This window comes from Thalassospira lohafexi, from assembly GCF_002844275.1.
Lineage (GTDB): Bacteria > Pseudomonadota > Alphaproteobacteria > Rhodospirillales > Thalassospiraceae > Thalassospira > Thalassospira lohafexi.
Window position 1 is genome coordinate 328,571 of the sequence record NZ_NXGX01000003.1, and the last position, 17,388, is coordinate 345,958.

The window sequence follows — 17,388 nt, forward strand, 5'->3', positions numbered from 1 at the left end:
ACCGCAAAATTTGCGGCAAATATGCTTGCCTTCACCGCAATCTCTGCTGCTCACACCCTTAATTACTACTAACAACCAAGCGAAGCTTTGGTTTCTTGAGCTCTGTTGGTGTTTCCAATCCGTGCATTTTTGCAAACTCAGCAGGAAGCGTTTTAAAAGCTTCTGCTAGCTCCTCAAGCGAGTATCCAAGATCATGCATGTGCATATCGACTAGATCACCACTAAGCTTCGGAAAATCGAATTCGATATCAAACTCTTCCGGTTCACGGGTTCTATAGCCGCAAAAGCTCATTTTTTTCCATAGCGACACAGCTTCGTCACCAGACAACGTACCCAAACTCTTGCCACGATAAATAAGAGCTGACATCGCAGCACCCCACTTCAGCTTAAGTAAGCCCAAATAGGGTAAAGTCAGTTTCTTTCTCAGGTCTGGTAAAACCCCAGCCCGAGGCATCAAGAGTTCCGCAGCAAACTCATTTGCTTCCTTTTCCATCTCCTCCGAAGGATACGGATGCAAAACAACGTGACCATATTCATGCGCTAGACTAAAACGTAACCGGTCAGCTGGACGATTCTTGTTTAGCAAAACAACTGGCTGCATACCTACAGGGCGAAGCGTCAGACCATCAATATCTGCATCACCAAAATCGCTGAATATTACAATTACGCCAGTAGCCTCAACGTACTTCGCGAGGTTCTCAATTGGCCCTTTGTCAAGCTGCCAAGATTGACGAACTTTTTCAGCTGCTTCAGACGCACTACTCACTGCTTCTGCAAAATCGGCAGCACCATTCCGGTCACTAACAATTTCGAACTGAAGAAGTTTAAATTGGGGCTCCAGTTCAATCGCATCTAGCATACGGCGAAGCTGCATTACATAATGGTTCGCCATAGCAACGACTGCATCCTGATCTTTGACGGAGACAGAAGCTTTTTTTCTGAAGGCAGCACCGTGCAAGCTAATTGGGCGACGATAGAGCGGCTCCTGCTCAAAGAAGAAAGCGGACGGGAATCCCAAAACACGCGCTATCGATTGGATTTCCTCCATAGACAGCGCGTCTCTAGTGCCATTTTCAATACGTGAAATCGCAGCTTGCGGAACACGTGATTCATTGGCGAGTTCTGTTTGGGTTTTTCGCCTTCTCTTACGAGCTAGGAGCAGCATTCCTCCGTTTATTTGCTTTCCGGGCATGTTTATTAGCCTCTCCCAAGGCACGTTCTCTAATTTTCAACGCAGACCCAACTTCTGGCATTTTCTGCGGTTGGACTGGGGCAGATTGCGCAACATAGCTTTCATCAGCCTTAAACAACTGAATGCTTCGTCGGTCAACACCATCCGAAAATACAAGATGAAGGCTTTCCACTGCAGTTCGCACACCGTTCAAGTGATAAGCTAAGAAGAGCAACAACCTTTTTGGTGCAACAACATCAAACCCTTGAAATCTCGGCTCCACAGCAACGTCTTCCGAAGCGTATTGATGTTTTTTCTTGCGAGTGCCTCCTTGAGGACCAGCATTATGTAGTTCAAGACATACAGAACGCTCTTCGCCTTCAATCTCGACCTTCGCTACAATCTTGTTTCCTGGCCCGACAACATCTTTGATCAACTTGAAACCCTCAGAACCTAGTTCTGAGGCGGCAAATGCACTGGGAAGAGAGGAGTGCAGAGCATTCCCAACTGCCGCCCGGTCATCCAAATCAAAATGCTCGGTTTGCGCCAATCCTCTAAGAGTAACCTTGAACTGCTCGGCCAAATGCCAAAGCTTATTTTCAAGTTGGTCTGCTAGAGCTTTTAGTATGTCTTGTCGATCCACTACATCACCTAACACCATTGAATATTGCGATCCGATAGTTAACAAATGCCTGATTTTTTTAATTATGTCAATTTTTATTCAAAAAATATTCACTCTCTGAATATTTCTATTCCGACGATCATAGTTCAATACAAAAAAGAAACACTGATACGCGAAATGCGGTAACGTCCTAACACTGGCATTTGCGCCAGTTTGTTGCTACATACGTCCCAACATATGCATCCCTATCTGCAGGAAAGGAGCTTTGCATGCGCAAGGCCCGCGTTGAGCGTAATACAAACGAAACCCAGATCACGGTTGAGCTGAACCTTGACGGTACCGGCGTTTATGACGTCGAAACTGGCGTTGGCTTCCTTGATCACATGCTCGAACAGCTTTCACGCCACAGCCTGATGGACCTTAAGGTCCGGGCCAAGGGCGACCTGCATATTGATTTCCATCACACCACCGAAGATACCGGGATTGCCATTGGCGAAGCCTTTGCCAAAGCACTTGGCGATAAAAAGGGCATCAACCGGTATGGCAGTTGCCTGTTGCCGATGGATGAGGCGCTGACTCGTGTCGCGCTTGATATTTCAAGCCGCCCGTATCTGATCTGGAATGTCGATTTTAACCGCGACAAGATCGGCGATATGGATACCGAGCTGTTTCGCGAATGGTTCCAGGGCTTTGCCCAGGCCGGCGGCATTACGCTGCATGTCGAGAACCTCTATGGCGAGAACAATCACCATATCGTCGAAAGTGCCTATAAGGCGCTGGCACGGTCGCTGCGTGTGGCAATTGAAATTGATCCGCGCAAATCCGATGCCATTCCGTCGACCAAGGGCACACTTGGTGGATCACTTTGATCTGACGTGATCTGATCACATAAAGATCGGGAGTATACCGGTGGGACATTGGTGCCACCGGGACCAGAAAATCGGTTTTCGATGCAGGTTTACACAGTCCATATCCATCCCGGCGATGCCGACCCGATGGAAAACGCCATCCTGATCCGCGAAGGGTTCAATTTCTGGGCCTTTCTGCTGTCGGGGCTTTGGGCGTTGTATCATCGTCTGTGGCTTGGCTTTTTCGCAATTGTCGCGGTGTCGTTGGCGTCCGGCCTCTTGGTCCGGCTGTTTAACGGCGGGCCGGAAATGGACTTTGCGTTGGCCCTGTTGACCGGCATCGGCTTTGGCCTGATTGGCAATGACCTCAGGCGCCGCAAGCTTGCCGCCAAGGGCTGGAAAATGGTCGATATCGTGGCCGGTAAAACCTACTCTGATGCCGAATATCGCTGCTTTGCCAATCTTGGCAGCCAACGGATCAGAACAGCCCACCTTGGCACCGCGCAATTGGCATCACCGCCGCAAACTGTTGTCTCCACCCCCTCAACCGGGAGCCCATCCTACCCATGAGTGTTGCGATTATTGATTACGGCTCAGGCAATTTGCGTTCGGCTGCCAAGGCATTTGAGCGCGCCGCCCGTGAAACCGGATTTTCCGACGATATCATTGTCACCAATGACCCTGAAAAAGTCCGCAGCGCCAGCCATATCGTGCTTCCGGGTGTTGGCGCCTATGCCGATTGCCGGGCCGGGCTTGATGCGGTGACCGGCATGGTCGATGTGCTGAACGAACAGGTGATTAAGGGCGGCAAGCCGTTCTTTGGCATCTGTGTTGGCATGCAGTTGATGTCGTCTGTCGGGCGCGAATTTGTCACCACCGATGGCCTTGACTGGATCAAGGGCGAAGTGGTTGCGATTGAGCCAAACGACCCGACCCTTAAAATCCCGCATATGGGCTGGAACGAGCTTGTTCTTGATCCCGCCGGGAAGGCACACCCGGTGATGAACGGTATTTCGGATGGCGATCACGCCTATTTCGTACATAGCTATCACATGCATGTCGCCAACCCGGCCGAACGGCTGGCATCGGTGTCGTATGGCGGCGATTTAACTGCAATGATTGGACGCGACAATATGGTCGGCACCCAGTTCCACCCGGAAAAAAGCCAGCAAACCGGCCTTACCATCATTGGGAATTTCCTGGGATGGAAACCATGATCGCACCAAGTGATACCATTCAGGATGGCGTCATGGCCGAACATGTCACCCAGCTTTCGGCGGGGGATCTGTCCGACATCGTTGATGCCTGCACGCAGGCCATTATCGAAGGCGGCGGCTTTGGCTGGCTGACCCCACCAGATCGCCCGGATATGGAAAAATACTGGCGTGGCGTTTTGCTGATGCCTGGGCGCAACTTGTTTGTTTCGCGCGTTGATGGCGTGATTTCCGGCGCGGCACAGCTGATCGAAACCCCGGCCAACCTCGAAGCACAGCGCCATTCCGCACAGATTTCCGGCCATTTCGTTGCCCCATGGGCGCGCGGGCGCGGCAATGGCAAGGCGATTGTGCGTGGCATCGAATATTTCGCCCGTGAAGCTGGCTACAGCGTTTTGAAACTGGACCTTCGCGAAACCCAGACTGCCGCCATCGCGCTTTATAATGGGCTGGGATACGTCCGTTGGGGGATCAATCCCTATTACGCGATGATCGACGGCAAGATGGTCGAAGGCTATTACTACACCAAGAAAATACAGGACACCGAGCAGTGAATCTTTATCCCGCAATTGACCTCAAAGACGGTGCCTGCGTTCGCCTTTTGCGCGGCGACATGGACAAGGCGACCGTGTTTAACGATAACCCCGGCGCACAGGCCGGTGAATTTGTCGCCGCCGGGTGTCACTGGGTCCATATTGTTGATCTAAACGGCGCCTTTGCCGGGGAACCGGTCAATGGGGCAGCGGTTGATTCCATTCTGGCCGCCGTTGATGGCAAAGCCAGCACTCAGCTTGGTGGCGGTATCCGCACCATGGAAACCGTGGATTACTGGCTGAACAAGGGCATTACCCGCGTTATCCTTGGCACCGTGGCGCTGCGCAATCCTGATTTCGTCAAGGAAGCCTGTGCCAAATGGCCGGGCCGGGTGGCTGTCGGCATTGATGCGCGCGACGGTTATGTCGCGGTCGAAGGCTGGGCTGAAACATCCGAAGTCACCGCCCTTGAACTGGCGCAAAAGTTTGAAGATTGCGGCGTTGCCGCCATCATCTTTACCGACATCGACCGCGATGGTGCGATGGGCGGACCCAATATCGAAAGCACCGTGGCACTGGCGTCGGCCATCTCGACCCCGGTGATTGTGTCGGGCGGGGTATCATCGCTTGATGATCTGATTGCGGTCAAGGCCCACACCGATGCCGGTATTGATGGCGCGATTTCCGGACGTGCCCTTTATGATGGGCGCATTGACCTTACCGCGGCCATTGCGGCCTTGTCCTAACGATACACACAGGAAACCGACCATGCTGAAAACCCGTGTCATTCCCTGTCTTGATGTTAAGGACGGCCGCGTTGTCAAAGGTGTCAATTTCGTTGATCTGATTGATGCCGGCGATCCGGTCGAACAGGCGCGTATTTACGATGCCGAAGGTGCCGACGAGCTGTGCTTCCTTGATATCACAGCATCCAGTGACAACCGCGACACCATCTTTGACGTGGTCGCGCGCACCGCAGAAGCCTGCTTTATGCCGGTCACCGTCGGCGGCGGGGTAAGGTCGCTTGATGATATTCGCAAATTGCTTCTGGCCGGGGCCGATAAAGTTTCGATCAATACCGCCGCGGTCAAAAACCCCGATTTCGTTCGCGAAGCCGCCCGCAAGTTCGGATCGCAATGCATTGTCGTTTCGATTGATGCCAAATCAACCGGCCCGGACAAATTTGAAATCTTTACCCATGGCGGGCGCGAAGCCACCGGGATCGACGCCGTTTCGTTTGCAAAACAAATGACTGAATATGGCGCGGGCGAACTTCTGGTCACCTCGATGGACCGCGATGGCACACAGTCGGGCTTTAACATCCCACTGACCAAAACCATTGCCGACAGTGTGCATGTGCCCGTGATTGCCTCGGGCGGGGTCGGAACCCTTGATCATATGGTCGAAGGGGTGCGTGATGCCCATGCATCGGCGGTTTTGGCCGCATCCATCTTCCATTTTGGCACCTATCGCATCCGCGAGGTCAAAGACCACATGAAGGCGGCGGGCATCCCCGTGCGTGAGGAGTAGAAAATGCCAAACCCGCAAGATCAACATATCCTTGATGCGCTTTATGCCACCGTGGCCGCGCGCAAGGGTGCCGACCCCGACACCAGCTACACCGCCAAGCTATTTGCCAGAGGCACGGCCAAAATCGCCCAGAAAGTCGGCGAAGAAGGCGTTGAAACCGTCATTGCCGCATTGGCCGAAACCCCGGAAAAAGTCGCGTCCGAAAGTGCCGATCTTCTCTATCACCTCATGGTGCTCTGGGCCGATCAGGGTGTGAAACCACAAGATGTCTGGAACATTCTGGCCGAACGTCAGGGCATTTCAGGCATTGCCGAGAAAGCCGCACGCGCCGACGACTAGGCCAGTTTACGGCGCCATCATCTGTGCAATCGCAGCTCCATCATACCGTCATGCCCGCGCAGGCGGGCATCCAGCGTGCCGCACCGGACCTCGCCGGGACGGACAGCACAGCAAAACAGCCATCATTTTCTGAAAATCCAAATTGCACCCAAAGCAAAGCCTGTTCAATATGGCAGCCATAAACCAAATCTAGCGATCAGGAGCCCCCAATGGCCGTCAAACCCTATGACCCGGAAAACATCTTTGCCAAAATCCTGCGCGGCGACATCCCGTGCAGCAAGGTCTTTGAAGACGACCATGTGCTGGCCTTCAACGACATCGCGCCACAGGCCCCGACCCATGTGCTGGTGATCCCAAAAGGCCCATACACGTCCTATGACGATTTCGCCACCCATGCATCGGATGCCGAAATCATCGCCTATACCCGCGCGATTGGAAAAATTTCGGCGGCTGCCGGTGTGAATGAGGACGGCTACCGCCTGATCGCCAACACCCGCGAACACGGCCGTCAGGACGTCCCGCACCTGCATGTGCATATCCTGGGCGGTGAAAAGCTACCGCTGATGTTACCCAAGGCATAAACACCTGAAAAATCATGCAAAAGGCAGGGCACCGCTGCGCGACCCTGCCTTTTTTATCCCTGCAACAAAACGCATTTTCCAACCATGACCGCACTCACCCCGACAGCATCTGAAATCTTTGCCGCCCTGCCCGGCGACTGGACGCTTGAACGCGATCTGGGGGATGTCGGCCAGTTTGTTGGGGATGTGACGTTCCATATGGCCGAGCCGGACAAACCCAATGTCCTGCGCTATCGCGAGGAAGGGTTTCTGACCCGCACCGATGGTCAACGGTTTGATGGTTACCGCGAATATGATTTTGTGCTGCATGAAAGCCCGGCCTCAATCGAACTTCTGTTTCGCGATCCGCTCAGCTTTGGCAATCGCTATGTGATGCTGCACTTTGGCGAAGATGCCGACGAAGGGCTTTGTGCACGCGACATTCATCCGTGCGGGGATGATTTTTACCATCACTGCATGATCTGGCGTGATGCCAATCATTTCGAAACAAAAATAAAAATCACAGGCCCGAAGAAAGACCATTTTCTGCACAGCATCTATCGCCGTAAATCTGGCACCTGATTCCGCAATAAATGCACCTATTTCCAATTGGTTAGGGCGATCCGAGGGCACCGGACCCCATCGCAGCTTCGCGCAAGACCCAATCGCGAAAGGCGCGGGCTTCTGGCCGGTCCAGCCGGTTCTCCGGCGTGATCAGGTAGTAAGCACCATCACTTTGCAAGGTCGCGTCACAGACGATTTCAAGCCCACCCTCGGCCAACGGCCCTTCGATCAGGACACGCGGCAAAAGCGCCAAGCCCATGCCCGCCTTGGCGGCCTCAATCAGCATAAAGAAATGCTCAAACCCCGGTCCCGGCGCCCCGGTGATGGCAACCCCATGCGCCAATCCCCAATCATGCCACGCCTTGGGCCGGGTGGTATGGACCAACCGTGGATGATCGGAAATCAGGGCTGCAAGGTCGCCTTTCCGATCCGGCGTGACATATCCCGGTTTGGCGACAACCACCTGAATTTCATCAAGAATCTTATCAGATTTCAGCCCCGGCCAAGTCCCATTGCCAAAATACAGCCCAACATCCAAAAGCCGACTGCCAAGCTCGGGGCTGCGGTCCGGGGTGGCGAAATTAAGCGCCAGGGTTTCGATCACCGGGCGAATATCCGGATATTCGTTTTGAAAGCGGTTTAATCGTGGGATCAGCCACGCACTGGCGATGGTATGCAATGCCCCGATCACCAGTTTACGTTCCCCCGTCCCATGGGTGACCAGATCAAGGGTTGCGGCTTCAATCTCGTCGAGCGCCCTTCGCAATGTCGGTAAATAGGCCCGTCCAGCATCCCGCAAAGTAAGTTTCGGCCCATTACGATCAAACAGCGCCATGCCAAGGCTGGCCTCAAGGTTGGCGACCTGCTGACTGACAGCCCCGGCTGTCACCGATAATTCATGCGCCGCACGGGCAAAACTGCCCAACCGGGCGGCTGCCTCAAACGCGCGCAGCGCATTGAGCGGCGGGGTGGTCGGACGCAGCGCCATATCAATAGATTTCCTGATGCTAAATGCAGAACTTCTGATTTTACCGGCAGTATTATGCTGGTTTAGACTGTTTCAAACAACACAGCATTAGATAATCTTAGGAGAATCCCATGTCCTTACCCCCGTTCCATCTGGCCTTCCCGATCAAATCCATCGCCGACACCCGCGCGTTTTACATTGATATACTGGGCTGTGACGAAGGTCGCTCGACCGAGGCGTGGATTGATTTTGATTTCTTTGGTCATCAGCTGTCCGCCCATGTCCGGTCTGAGGCCGGGCAAAACGCCGGGTCGGGCACGGTCGATGGCGATGCGGTGCCAATCCCGCATTTTGGCGCGGTTCTGGAATGGGACGTCTGGCATGGTCTGGCCGAGCGCCTGAAAAACGCCGGGGTAACATTCCTGCTGGAACCGAAAATCCGCTTTGCCGGTGAACCGGGCGAGCAGGGGACGTTTTTTGTTGAGGACCCGGCGGGAAATGGCGTGGAATTCAAAACATTCCGCGACCCGGCGATGATCTTTGCCCATTGATCTCGGGGGACGGTACAATCATCGAGGCATCCCCACGCCGAACGGTTGACCAACGTCCTTAACTGCTGCCATCAATAGACGTGCTGGAAAACACACCGGAACGCTTTGCGATCTGGCGCGTTTATATTGATGGACCCCCAAAAACCGGCACCCTCATTTGTCACCGCATCAGGAGAAAGCCCCATGCCAACCAATACTGCCGCGCCCAATATCCTTATTTCCGCCGCGGGCGAAGACGCCGATTGGAAAAAGGCGCTGGTTGAACGGCTGCCTGATGCCAATATCGTCACGGGCGACGACAATTACGATTCCGCAACGATTGACTTTGCCCTGTTCTGGAAACAGCCGCAGGGACTGATCAAAAACCTGACCAACCTTAAAGCGATCTTTTCGCTGGGGGCCGGGGTCGATCATGTTGTCTCATCGCCAAGTCTGCCGAAAAACATCCCGGTCATCCGGCTTGAAGATGCGGGGATGGCCGATCAGATGGTGCAATATCATCTGTATGCGGCCCTTCATTTCATGCGTGATTTTGATGTCTATAGCGCCCAGCAGGCCAAGGCCAACTGGACCCAGCATGACGTCGCACGCATTTCAAAATGCCGGGTTGGTGTCATGGGGCTGGGCGCCCTGGGCGCGGCCGTTGCCACCGCGCTTTCGAACCTTGGCTTTGGCGTTTCAGGTTGGAGCCGCTCGATGAAGGCGATTGAGGGCATCACCACCTTTGCCGGTGAGGATGCCTTTGACGAATTTCTGGGCGAGGCCGATATTCTGATCTGCCTTCTGCCGCGCACGCCGGAAACCGAGGGATTGCTTAACAGCGAAACCCTGTCGCATCTGCCAAAGGGGGCTGCGATCATTAATGCCGCACGCGGTGCGATGATCAATGAGGCCGACTTGCTGCGTGCGATTGATACAGGGCATCTGCGCGGTGCGTTTTTGGATGTTGCCGTTACCGAGCCGCTGCCCGAAAGTCATCCGTTCTGGGATCATCCGAAAATCCGCATCACCCCGCATATTGCCGCGGCGACCCGGGTTGAGGAATCGGCCGATCAGATTGCGCAAAACATTGATCGCATGGCACGTGGTGAGACGCCAACCGGCCTTGTCGATCGTCAAAGTGGCTACTAAACGCGCGGATAGATGAATTGACTTGCCGGGCGGGGTGCTTTCTGGGAAGAAACAGCACCCCGCCCGTTTTACCTCATAGGACACCCCATGTCGGCCAAAACCTTTGTCGCCCTTCGTGTTGACTGCGATGCCCAGACGGCTTTTGACGTGTTTACCAACGAGATTGATCTTTGGTGGAAGCAAGGCCCGCGCAACCGGCTGATTGGCAATCGCCCCGGCGTCATGCAATTTGGCGAGCGCGATAATGGCACGCGGTTTTTACAGGAAGTCGATAAACGTCGTCCCGATTTCGTGGTCGAGGCGGGCAAAGTGATCCATTGGGACCCGGCCAAACGGCTGGCATTTGAATGGCGCTGGCCAACAGCAGACCGCAAAGAACCTGTCACCCATGTTGATATCCGCTTTGCGCAATCTGGTGACGCCACGCGCCTGACCCTGACCCATAGCGGGCTTGAGGCATTATCCGCGGCCCACCCGGCACGCAATGGCCTGAATGACAACCGGTTCAAGCCAATGATGACCCATTACTGGCAAGCCCATCTGGTTTCATTGCGAAATCGCATCAAACAGCTTTCCGCCCATGAAGGCCCGGCGTAATCTTTGTGGGTTAGATATCCGCCTCGGCCAGAATATTGGCCACCCAATCGACAAACACCCGCACCCTGACTGAAAGCTGACGGTTTTGCGGATACAGGATGCTGACCGGCATCGGATCGGGCGGAAATTCGGGCAGGATATCCACCAACCGCCCGGCTTTAAGATCATCAGCAACCCGATAGCGCGGCACCTGAACCAAACCAAGCCCGGCATAGGCGCACGCCGCATAGCTATCCGCGCTGGTGACCGAAATGCTGGCCGGAAGCATCATCTGGCGCACCGTGCCATTGACTGTGAAATCAAGCGGGATCGGCTTGTCATCGGCACCTGACAGAAAGCACACCATCGTATGGCCCTGGGTTTTCAGGTCTTCAAGCGTTTCGGGCATGCCCGTGCGGGCGATATAATCCGGGCTGGCAACGGTTGCCTCACGCAAGATGGCAAGCCGTCGTGCAATCATTGACGAATCTGACAATCCGCCACTGCGCACCACGCAATCAAATCCCTCATGCACCAGATCGACAAACCGGTCACCGTCACTAATCATCAGATCGATACAGGGATAGCGTTCCAGAAACTCCGGCAGACGCGGAATGATAAATTTGCGCGCCAGCGTGCCTTGTAAATTCACCCGCAAAAGCCCGCGCGGATCCGTCCGGCGAAAGATACCATCGGCTTCTTCAAGCTCGGCCAGAATATCGACACACCGCCGGTAATAGGCCTCGCCATCGAGTGTCGGCACCACGGTGCGCGTCGTACGATCAAGCAACCGGGTCCGCAGACGCGCTTCAAGGCGCTGGATAGAATTGGTCATGGTCGCACGCGGGATCAAAAGATCCCCGGCCGCCTTGGTAAAGCTTTTGCGCTCCACCACCCGGACGAAATTGCGCATTTCCTCAAACCGGTCCATCGCCATGTCTCATTGTTATCAAAATTCGAACAGTCAATTCGAATATAGCGCAATTATCCCAAATGTCATCTCGGTCATAGTGAGCCCATCGCGCTTACATGCACATCCACCAAGGAGAAATTTCATGTCTGCCATGGAAAACAGAACCGCCATCATCACCGGCGCATCACGCGGCATTGGTGTCGCCCTTGCCAAACGATTGGCCGCAGATGGCTTTGCTGTCGTGATCAATTACGCCAATTCTGCCGCCGCCGCCGAAGAATTGGCCGAAAGCCTGAAATCTGATGGGCACAAGGCCCTCGCGGTGAAGGCCGATATCGCCCGACCAGACGCCGTCACCGCCCTGTTTGACAAAACCATTGCCGAATTTGGCGGGGTGGATGTCATTGTCAATAATGCTGGTGTGATGACCACACAGCCGATTGCCGAGATGAGTGACGCAACCTTTGATGCGATGATGGACATCAATGTACGCGGCACATTCAACATGCTCCGCGAAGGGGCGAAACACCTGCGCGATCATGGCCGGGTGATCAATTTTTCAACCACGGCCCTTCATCTGAAATTGCCGGGCTATGCGGTCTATAACGCCACCAAGGCGGCGGTTGAGGCCATGACAGCGGTCTATGCCAAGGAACTGCGCGGCCGTCAGATCACGGTCAATGCTGTGGCCCCGGGCCCGGTTGCAACCGAACTGTTCCTGAATGGCAAAACCGATGAGCAAATCGCCCAGTTTTCCAAAATGCCCCCACTTGAACGACTTGGACAGCCCGACGATATCGCCGGGGTGGTTTCCTTCCTGGCTGGGAAGGACTCTGGCTGGGTTGATGGTCAAACCCTGCGCGCCAATGGTGGGTTGGCGTAACTCAAACATCGCCTACCCCTGAAACCGGTCTGGCATCAGGTTATCGCAGGTGATTTCCCCCACCCCCGCACCTGCGTTTGGTCTGATGCCCGATTTGGTTGAATGCTGGGCCGTTATGATGCCGCCGCGTGGTTTCACCGGCGGCATCATTGCTGTTTTAACCAAGCCCCCATCGCGAAAAACGATATCAAATATCCTGTTGTATCTGTCCATTGACCGGGTTTTGCAGCATGATGGCCCGCAAACACCCGCACCAGACGCCACCACCCAAGAGAACCCCGATGATCAACAGCCCCACGCCGACCGAAATCACTTTCCGACCGGCCACCCGCGATGATCTGCCCGCCATCGTTGCGCTTCTGGCCGATGACGAAAAGGGCAAAACCCGCGAAGAATGCACCGATCCTTTACCCGATGCCTATTACGCCGCCTTTGACGCCATGACATCGCAATCGACCGCAGCCCTGCCCAACCAGTACCTTCTGGCCTGCCAAGGCGATGATATTGTTGGATGTTTGCAGTTAACCCTGATTGCCGGATTGTCGCGACGCGGGCAATTGCGTGCGCAGATCGAAGGGGTGCGGGTATCAAGCCGCCATCGCGGTCAAAAGATCGGTGAAAAGCTGATTTTAGAATCTATTTCGATATCGAAATTACTTGGCGCTGTCCTGATACAGTTCACCACCGATAAAACCCGTAAGGATGCCCATCGGTTTTATGAACGGCTTGGCTTTGTTGCCAGCCACGAAGGCATGAAAATGGCGCTCGACCCGGCGTCATCATAAAAATATCATCCCAAAACTGATCGATTTTGCCTTTGTCCAACCATGTTGTTGGTCAAATCTGGTAGTCTGACCATGACGATCTTGGTAAAACACACAGACGGAGGTTCACCATGAATTTATCCGACTTGCAGGAAATGGCCCGTAATCGCGGATTTTCCCATGTTTTCAGTGCATCGGGCGCCCTTGTCACATGTGACGGGAAACAGGCGAAGTATCATGCCGATGACCTGACCATCATCGATTCCAGATCCGTCGATGCCGGCACCGATCCCGGTGATGATGCCACCCTTTACATGATCGAGGCCAATGACGGCACACGCGGCATGCTGATTGTCCCTGACAGCTTCCACACCGATGCCGACAAGGCGGATCTGATCGATCATTTACGGCGAAAGCATTCCTGATCTCTGGAACAAGTTGTCTGGTCTGGCGTTTTCTCTATATCGAACAAATTGCGTTTCAGGAGGACCAAATGACCTTGGCTGATCTTCAGGCAAATGCCAAAGAACACGGTTTCGAACATCATTTCATGTGTGAAGACGATGGTGCACGCAGCGACGGCACCGGCCACCTTTACCAACCTCATGAATTACGTCTGGTGCATTCCAACAGCACCGATAACGGCACCGATCCCGGCGATGACGCCACCCTTTACATGATCGAGGCCAATGACGGCACCAAAGGCGTGATGATCATCCCCAACAGCTTCCACGCTGATCCGCAAGAAGCCCGTTTGATTGATGTTCTGCGTAAAAATCGACAGGAAAACGCCTCGTAACCTTAAGAAATGGTCACAAGGCTCACGATCTTGTGTCACCGCGACAGCGTGCAATTTCGCAAAATGAACACAAATAAACACCTGTCGCGACATAAAAGGTCAATAGCTAAGGCTCAGGACCTAGACTAACCATAAACACACCGTATCGAGGCAGACACGCACATGTCGGATCTTTTGCCGTTTTTTCGGGCCTGGGTAACCGATCCCAGACGGGTTTCGGCCATTTCGCCATCCAGCCCCGCACTCGCGCAGTTGATCACATCCGAAGTCGTCCCCGGTCAAGGCCCGGTTCTTGAACTGGGGCCGGGCACCGGGGTCTTTACCCGTGAGCTGCTTAAACGCGGACTACCCGAAAATGATCTGACCCTGATCGAAGCGGGACCGTATTTTTCCCGTCTGTTGTCGGACCGTCATCCCGATGCCCGCATCTTACAAATGGATGCCACCCGGCTGGCAAAGGCCGGTCTTTATGCCCCTAGCACGCTTGCCACCGTCATTAGCGGCCTGCCGCTTTTGTCGATGAAACCGCGCCAGATCATGGGAATACTGACCGGTACTTTTGGTTATTTGCGCGATGATGGTGCGTTTTACCAGTTCACTTATGGCCCGCGCTGTCCCGTCCCCTCGGCCATTCTCGGTCGTCTTGGTTTGCGCGCCACGCGCATTGGAACCACCGTGCGCAACATGCCGCCCTCATCAGTTTACAAGATTGAACGGCTTCAGCGCGCCCGCGCCTTGCAATCTGCATAAGCGTTATATTTCATTCACTTAACAATCAAAAACGCCCCAGAACCCAACGGGTTTAACATCGGGTGGCGCATTTTGCGCGCATATCACCCTTGACAGAGCTTCTTCTGATATAGATAGTTCGGTAACTGAACGAATTAAATAAACCAAACAATAATCAGATCAATCAGGAGAGGTCGGTGAGCGAATCCTTGCGCATTTCCCGGAAGTTTTCCCAACGTGCCGTGATGGAGGTCATCGTCCAGAATGGCCCGATTTCACGCGCATCCATCGCCAAACAAACCGGGCTTTCCAAACAAACAATTTCGGAAATCGTCCGTCAGCTTGAAGAAGCCGGCTGGGTACAGGAAACCGGGCGCACCACCGGCCATGTCGGACGTACCGCTGTTACCTATGAATTGATCCCCGATGCGGCCTTTATCGCCGCTGTGGACCTTGGCGGGACAAAGGTCCAGGTCGCCATTGCCGATCTCGCCTGTCAGGTTTTTGCCGAACAAGTCGCCCAAACCGATCCGCGTGGCGGACAGCATCTGATTGATCAGATTGCCGAGCTGTGCTGGCAGGCCGCCGATTCCCAGAAGATCGATCGCAACCGCATTCGCCTTGCGGTCATTGGCGTACCAGGTGCCCCCGACCCCAAGAGTGGCAAGGTGTTGCTCGCCCCCAATATTGCCGGATTTGAGGACATGGATGTCTTTAGCGCCTTTGAAAAGGCGTTCGGCTTTGATGTCATGCTTGAAAATGACGTCAATCTGGCGGTTCTTGGTGAAAACTGGCTCGGCGAAGGTCAGGGGATTGATAATCTGGCCTTTATCGCGCTTGGCACCGGCATTGGCAGTGGCCTGATGGTCAATGGTGAACTGGTACGTGGGGCGGGAAACGCCGCCGGTGAACTGGGTTTCCTGCCATTTGGCGCCGATCCGTTCGATACGGAATCCATTCGGGCGGGGGCCTATGAACGCATTGTTGCCTCTGTCGGCATGATGCAGCGTTACACGGCCCTGACCGGGCGCGATGTCAAAGTCCCGGCGATCTTTGATGCCGCCAATGACGGCGAAGATGCTGCCAATCAGGTTCTTGATGAAACGGCTCGCTACCTTGCATTCGGGGTCGGTGCGATCACAGCCATCGCCAACCCGGAAAAAATTATCATTGGCGGATCAATTGGCAACCGCCCGGAAATGATTGCCCGCACGCAAAAATTCCTGCCGCAAATCATGCCCCAACCCATCACAATCGTGCCCAGCAGCCTGCATCAGCGTGCGGCCATCGTCGGTGCCGCCGCCATCGGACTTGGTCATCTGCATAACACCTTTTTCGGGGCGGATGCCCCCGACGGGCGCATTTCCCTGCCGCCTGCCAGCAGTGTTTCCCTTAAGGGGGCAAGCACATGACCAAAACCAACGATCTGCACAGCAAACTGGCGGCCTTGCTGGACCGCGAAGATGCGCTTGATCTGTTTCGCGGCGCCATTGGTGCGCAAAGCATTACCGGCAACGAAGCCAATTTCGTCGCCTATCTGTCCAAACAGATGACCAACCGCGGGGTCGAAGCCATCACCACCGCCGAATTTGAACCCGGTCGCCCAAACATCTGGGGTGAACGCAAAGGTGTTGGCGAAGGAAACACTTCGAAATCGAAACGACTTTTGTTCATCGGCCATACCGATACGGTTCATGTCGATGGCTGGCGCGATCACTGGAAGGGGACTGAGCGCGAAGATCCCTTTGGTGCGCCGTTGATTGATGGCGAAATCTGGGGCCGGGGATCGGGCGACCTTAAGGCCGGGATTTGCGCATCGCTTGCCGCACTCAGTCTGCTGGATGCGGCGGGTATCAAACTTAAAAACGATCTGGCTTTTGCCTATGTCGGCGATGAAGAAAGCGGCCAGCCCGGATCGGGTATTTCCGCCGGGATCAAGGATTACACTCACCGCATTGCCGCAGGTGAAATCGCCAAGCCCGACTTTACCGTTTATGTCGAACCAACCCGTCTGGCGGTCTATCCGGCCCAGATCGGCTTTTACATTGCCGACATCAAAATCACCGGTAAATCGGCCTATTTTGGTGTACCAGAACTGGGCAAGGACGCACTCAAAGCCGCCCATTCCGTGATGTCCGCCCTTTGGAACCATTCCGATGATCTAAAATCACGCGGCCATCATGACCTGATCGGCGAAGGCTTCCTTCTGATCACCGGATTGACCGGCGGCGGTTTCATTGCGGTACCGGAAGAATGCAAACTTTCGCTAATCCGTAAATTGCTGCCCGGCGAAAGCCTTGATGACGCAGCGCGTGAAATGGAACAGGTCATTCGCGGCGCGATTGCTGATCCGGAAATTCAGGTGTCGATCAGCTATCCGGCGGGCCGCGACCATGCGCTGGGCGGATCGGCGGCTGAAATTGACCCGAACTTGCCTGAAGTCCGCGAATTGTCAAACGCCGTTGCCACCGCCATGGCCGGGCGCGGCAAGATCGAAGGTGCGCCGTTTTGGTCGGAAACTCCGTTCTTTGTCAATGAGTTGGGTACCCCGGCAGTCTATTGCGCGCCGGGTGATATCCGAAACTGCCACACATTCGAAGAACGCGTCGATATCGAAGAATATTTTGCAGGCATCGTCGCCTTTGCCTGCTTTATGGCCCGTTACTCAGGGATCGCAGACTAACCGTCCGGCGA

General features: G+C 54.6%; 23 protein-coding genes. 19 read left to right on the forward strand and 4 right to left on the reverse strand.

What is annotated here, in order from left to right; translation table 11 throughout:
* Positions 1 to 58 precede the first annotated feature (58 nt).
* Entirely contained in the window at positions 59 to 1,192 is a 1,134-nt protein-coding gene (locus tag COO92_RS08470; protein WP_101301349.1) for a helix-turn-helix domain-containing protein, read from the reverse strand.
* Positions 1,146 to 1,814 (reverse strand): hypothetical protein, encoded by a 669-nt coding sequence (locus COO92_RS08475; RefSeq protein ID WP_165792303.1) that lies wholly within the window; start codon positions 1,812 to 1,814, stop codon positions 1,146 to 1,148. Before COO92_RS08475 ends, COO92_RS08470 begins: the two co-directional genes overlap by 47 nt.
* A gap of 248 nt (positions 1,815 to 2,062) precedes the next feature.
* Between COO92_RS08475 and hisB the strand changes: the two genes are divergently transcribed.
* From hisB to COO92_RS08520, 9 genes are all read left to right on the forward strand, one after another.
* Positions 2,063 to 2,662, forward strand: a complete 600-nt coding sequence (gene hisB / locus COO92_RS08480) for an imidazoleglycerol-phosphate dehydratase HisB (protein WP_101301353.1) — start codon at positions 2,063 to 2,065, stop codon at positions 2,660 to 2,662.
* An 81-nt stretch (positions 2,663 to 2,743) separates the two neighbouring features.
* A complete protein-coding gene (locus COO92_RS08485) occupies positions 2,744 to 3,211 on the forward strand; it encodes a DUF2628 domain-containing protein (RefSeq protein WP_101301354.1) in 468 nt (155 codons plus the stop codon).
* Positions 3,208 to 3,858 carry an imidazole glycerol phosphate synthase subunit HisH gene (gene hisH, locus COO92_RS08490; RefSeq protein ID WP_101301356.1) on the forward strand — a complete coding sequence of 217 codons (651 nt, stop codon included), beginning with the start codon at positions 3,208 to 3,210 and terminating at the stop codon, positions 3,856 to 3,858. The genes COO92_RS08485 and hisH overlap by 4 nt, the downstream gene beginning before the upstream one ends.
* Positions 3,855 to 4,409, forward strand: coding sequence for a GNAT family N-acetyltransferase (locus tag COO92_RS08495; RefSeq protein WP_240626374.1), 555 nt, complete (start codon positions 3,855 to 3,857; stop codon positions 4,407 to 4,409). The genes hisH and COO92_RS08495 overlap by 4 nt, the downstream gene beginning before the upstream one ends.
* Entirely contained in the window at positions 4,406 to 5,134 is a 729-nt protein-coding gene (gene hisA, locus COO92_RS08500; RefSeq protein ID WP_101301359.1) for a 1-(5-phosphoribosyl)-5-[(5-phosphoribosylamino)methylideneamino]imidazole-4-carboxamide isomerase, read from the forward strand. Before COO92_RS08495 ends, hisA begins: the two co-directional genes overlap by 4 nt.
* A gap of 22 nt (positions 5,135 to 5,156) precedes the next feature.
* Positions 5,157 to 5,918: an imidazole glycerol phosphate synthase subunit HisF gene (gene hisF, locus COO92_RS08505; RefSeq protein ID WP_022733700.1), complete on the forward strand. Its 762-nt coding sequence runs from the start codon at positions 5,157 to 5,159 to the stop codon at positions 5,916 to 5,918.
* Between the two features lie 3 nt (positions 5,919 to 5,921).
* Positions 5,922 to 6,257, forward strand: a complete 336-nt coding sequence (locus COO92_RS08510) for a phosphoribosyl-ATP diphosphatase (protein WP_101301361.1) — start codon at positions 5,922 to 5,924, stop codon at positions 6,255 to 6,257.
* A 209-nt stretch (positions 6,258 to 6,466) separates the two neighbouring features.
* On the forward strand, positions 6,467 to 6,838 hold the full coding sequence (locus COO92_RS08515; protein WP_101301363.1) for a histidine triad nucleotide-binding protein: 372 nt from the start codon (positions 6,467 to 6,469) through the stop codon (positions 6,836 to 6,838).
* Between the two features lie 84 nt (positions 6,839 to 6,922).
* Complete coding sequence (locus tag COO92_RS08520) at positions 6,923 to 7,399, forward strand: DUF6314 family protein (RefSeq protein WP_240626375.1); 477 nt, start codon at positions 6,923 to 6,925, stop codon at positions 7,397 to 7,399.
* Between the two features lie 31 nt (positions 7,400 to 7,430).
* Here COO92_RS08520 and COO92_RS08525 read toward each other — a convergent pair whose 3' ends face one another.
* Positions 7,431 to 8,369 (reverse strand): LysR substrate-binding domain-containing protein, encoded by a 939-nt coding sequence (locus COO92_RS08525; protein ID WP_101301364.1) that lies wholly within the window; start codon positions 8,367 to 8,369, stop codon positions 7,431 to 7,433.
* A 110-nt stretch (positions 8,370 to 8,479) separates the two neighbouring features.
* On the opposite strand from COO92_RS08525, the gene COO92_RS08530 reads away from it, so the two are divergent.
* The 3 genes from COO92_RS08530 (at position 8,480) to COO92_RS08540 (ending at position 10,627) form a co-directional block, all read left to right on the forward strand.
* Positions 8,480 to 8,899 carry a VOC family protein gene (locus COO92_RS08530; RefSeq protein WP_022733694.1) on the forward strand — a complete coding sequence of 140 codons (420 nt, stop codon included), beginning with the start codon at positions 8,480 to 8,482 and terminating at the stop codon, positions 8,897 to 8,899.
* Positions 8,900 to 9,082: 183 nt separating this feature from the next.
* On the forward strand, positions 9,083 to 10,030 hold the full coding sequence (locus COO92_RS08535; protein WP_101301366.1) for a 2-hydroxyacid dehydrogenase: 948 nt from the start codon (positions 9,083 to 9,085) through the stop codon (positions 10,028 to 10,030).
* An 87-nt stretch (positions 10,031 to 10,117) separates the two neighbouring features.
* Positions 10,118 to 10,627, forward strand: a complete 510-nt coding sequence (locus tag COO92_RS08540) for an SRPBCC domain-containing protein (protein WP_022733692.1) — start codon at positions 10,118 to 10,120, stop codon at positions 10,625 to 10,627.
* A 10-nt stretch (positions 10,628 to 10,637) separates the two neighbouring features.
* Here COO92_RS08540 and COO92_RS08545 read toward each other — a convergent pair whose 3' ends face one another.
* A complete protein-coding gene (locus tag COO92_RS08545) occupies positions 10,638 to 11,537 on the reverse strand; it encodes a LysR family transcriptional regulator (RefSeq protein WP_101301368.1) in 900 nt (299 codons plus the stop codon).
* Between the two features lie 124 nt (positions 11,538 to 11,661).
* Between COO92_RS08545 and COO92_RS08550 the strand changes: the two genes are divergently transcribed.
* From COO92_RS08550 to COO92_RS08585, 7 genes are all read left to right on the forward strand, one after another.
* Positions 11,662 to 12,402, forward strand: a complete 741-nt coding sequence (locus tag COO92_RS08550; RefSeq protein WP_101301369.1) for an SDR family oxidoreductase — start codon at positions 11,662 to 11,664, stop codon at positions 12,400 to 12,402.
* A gap of 281 nt (positions 12,403 to 12,683) precedes the next feature.
* Positions 12,684 to 13,187 carry a GNAT family N-acetyltransferase gene (locus tag COO92_RS08560; RefSeq protein WP_101301373.1) on the forward strand — a complete coding sequence of 168 codons (504 nt, stop codon included), beginning with the start codon at positions 12,684 to 12,686 and terminating at the stop codon, positions 13,185 to 13,187.
* Positions 13,188 to 13,297: 110 nt separating this feature from the next.
* On the forward strand, positions 13,298 to 13,591 hold the full coding sequence (locus tag COO92_RS08565) for a phosphoribosylpyrophosphate synthetase (RefSeq protein ID WP_101301375.1): 294 nt from the start codon (positions 13,298 to 13,300) through the stop codon (positions 13,589 to 13,591).
* A 68-nt stretch (positions 13,592 to 13,659) separates the two neighbouring features.
* Entirely contained in the window at positions 13,660 to 13,965 is a 306-nt protein-coding gene (locus COO92_RS08570; protein ID WP_022733686.1) for a hypothetical protein, read from the forward strand.
* A 162-nt stretch (positions 13,966 to 14,127) separates the two neighbouring features.
* On the forward strand, positions 14,128 to 14,715 hold the full coding sequence (locus COO92_RS08575; protein ID WP_101301377.1) for a class I SAM-dependent methyltransferase: 588 nt from the start codon (positions 14,128 to 14,130) through the stop codon (positions 14,713 to 14,715).
* Positions 14,716 to 14,891: 176 nt separating this feature from the next.
* Positions 14,892 to 16,106 (forward strand): ROK family transcriptional regulator, encoded by a 1,215-nt coding sequence (locus tag COO92_RS08580; RefSeq protein WP_101301378.1) that lies wholly within the window; start codon positions 14,892 to 14,894, stop codon positions 16,104 to 16,106.
* Positions 16,103 to 17,377: a M20 family metallopeptidase gene (locus COO92_RS08585; RefSeq protein WP_101301380.1), complete on the forward strand. Its 1,275-nt coding sequence runs from the start codon at positions 16,103 to 16,105 to the stop codon at positions 17,375 to 17,377. The genes COO92_RS08580 and COO92_RS08585 overlap by 4 nt, the downstream gene beginning before the upstream one ends.
* The last annotated feature ends 11 nt before the right edge of the window (positions 17,378 to 17,388 follow it).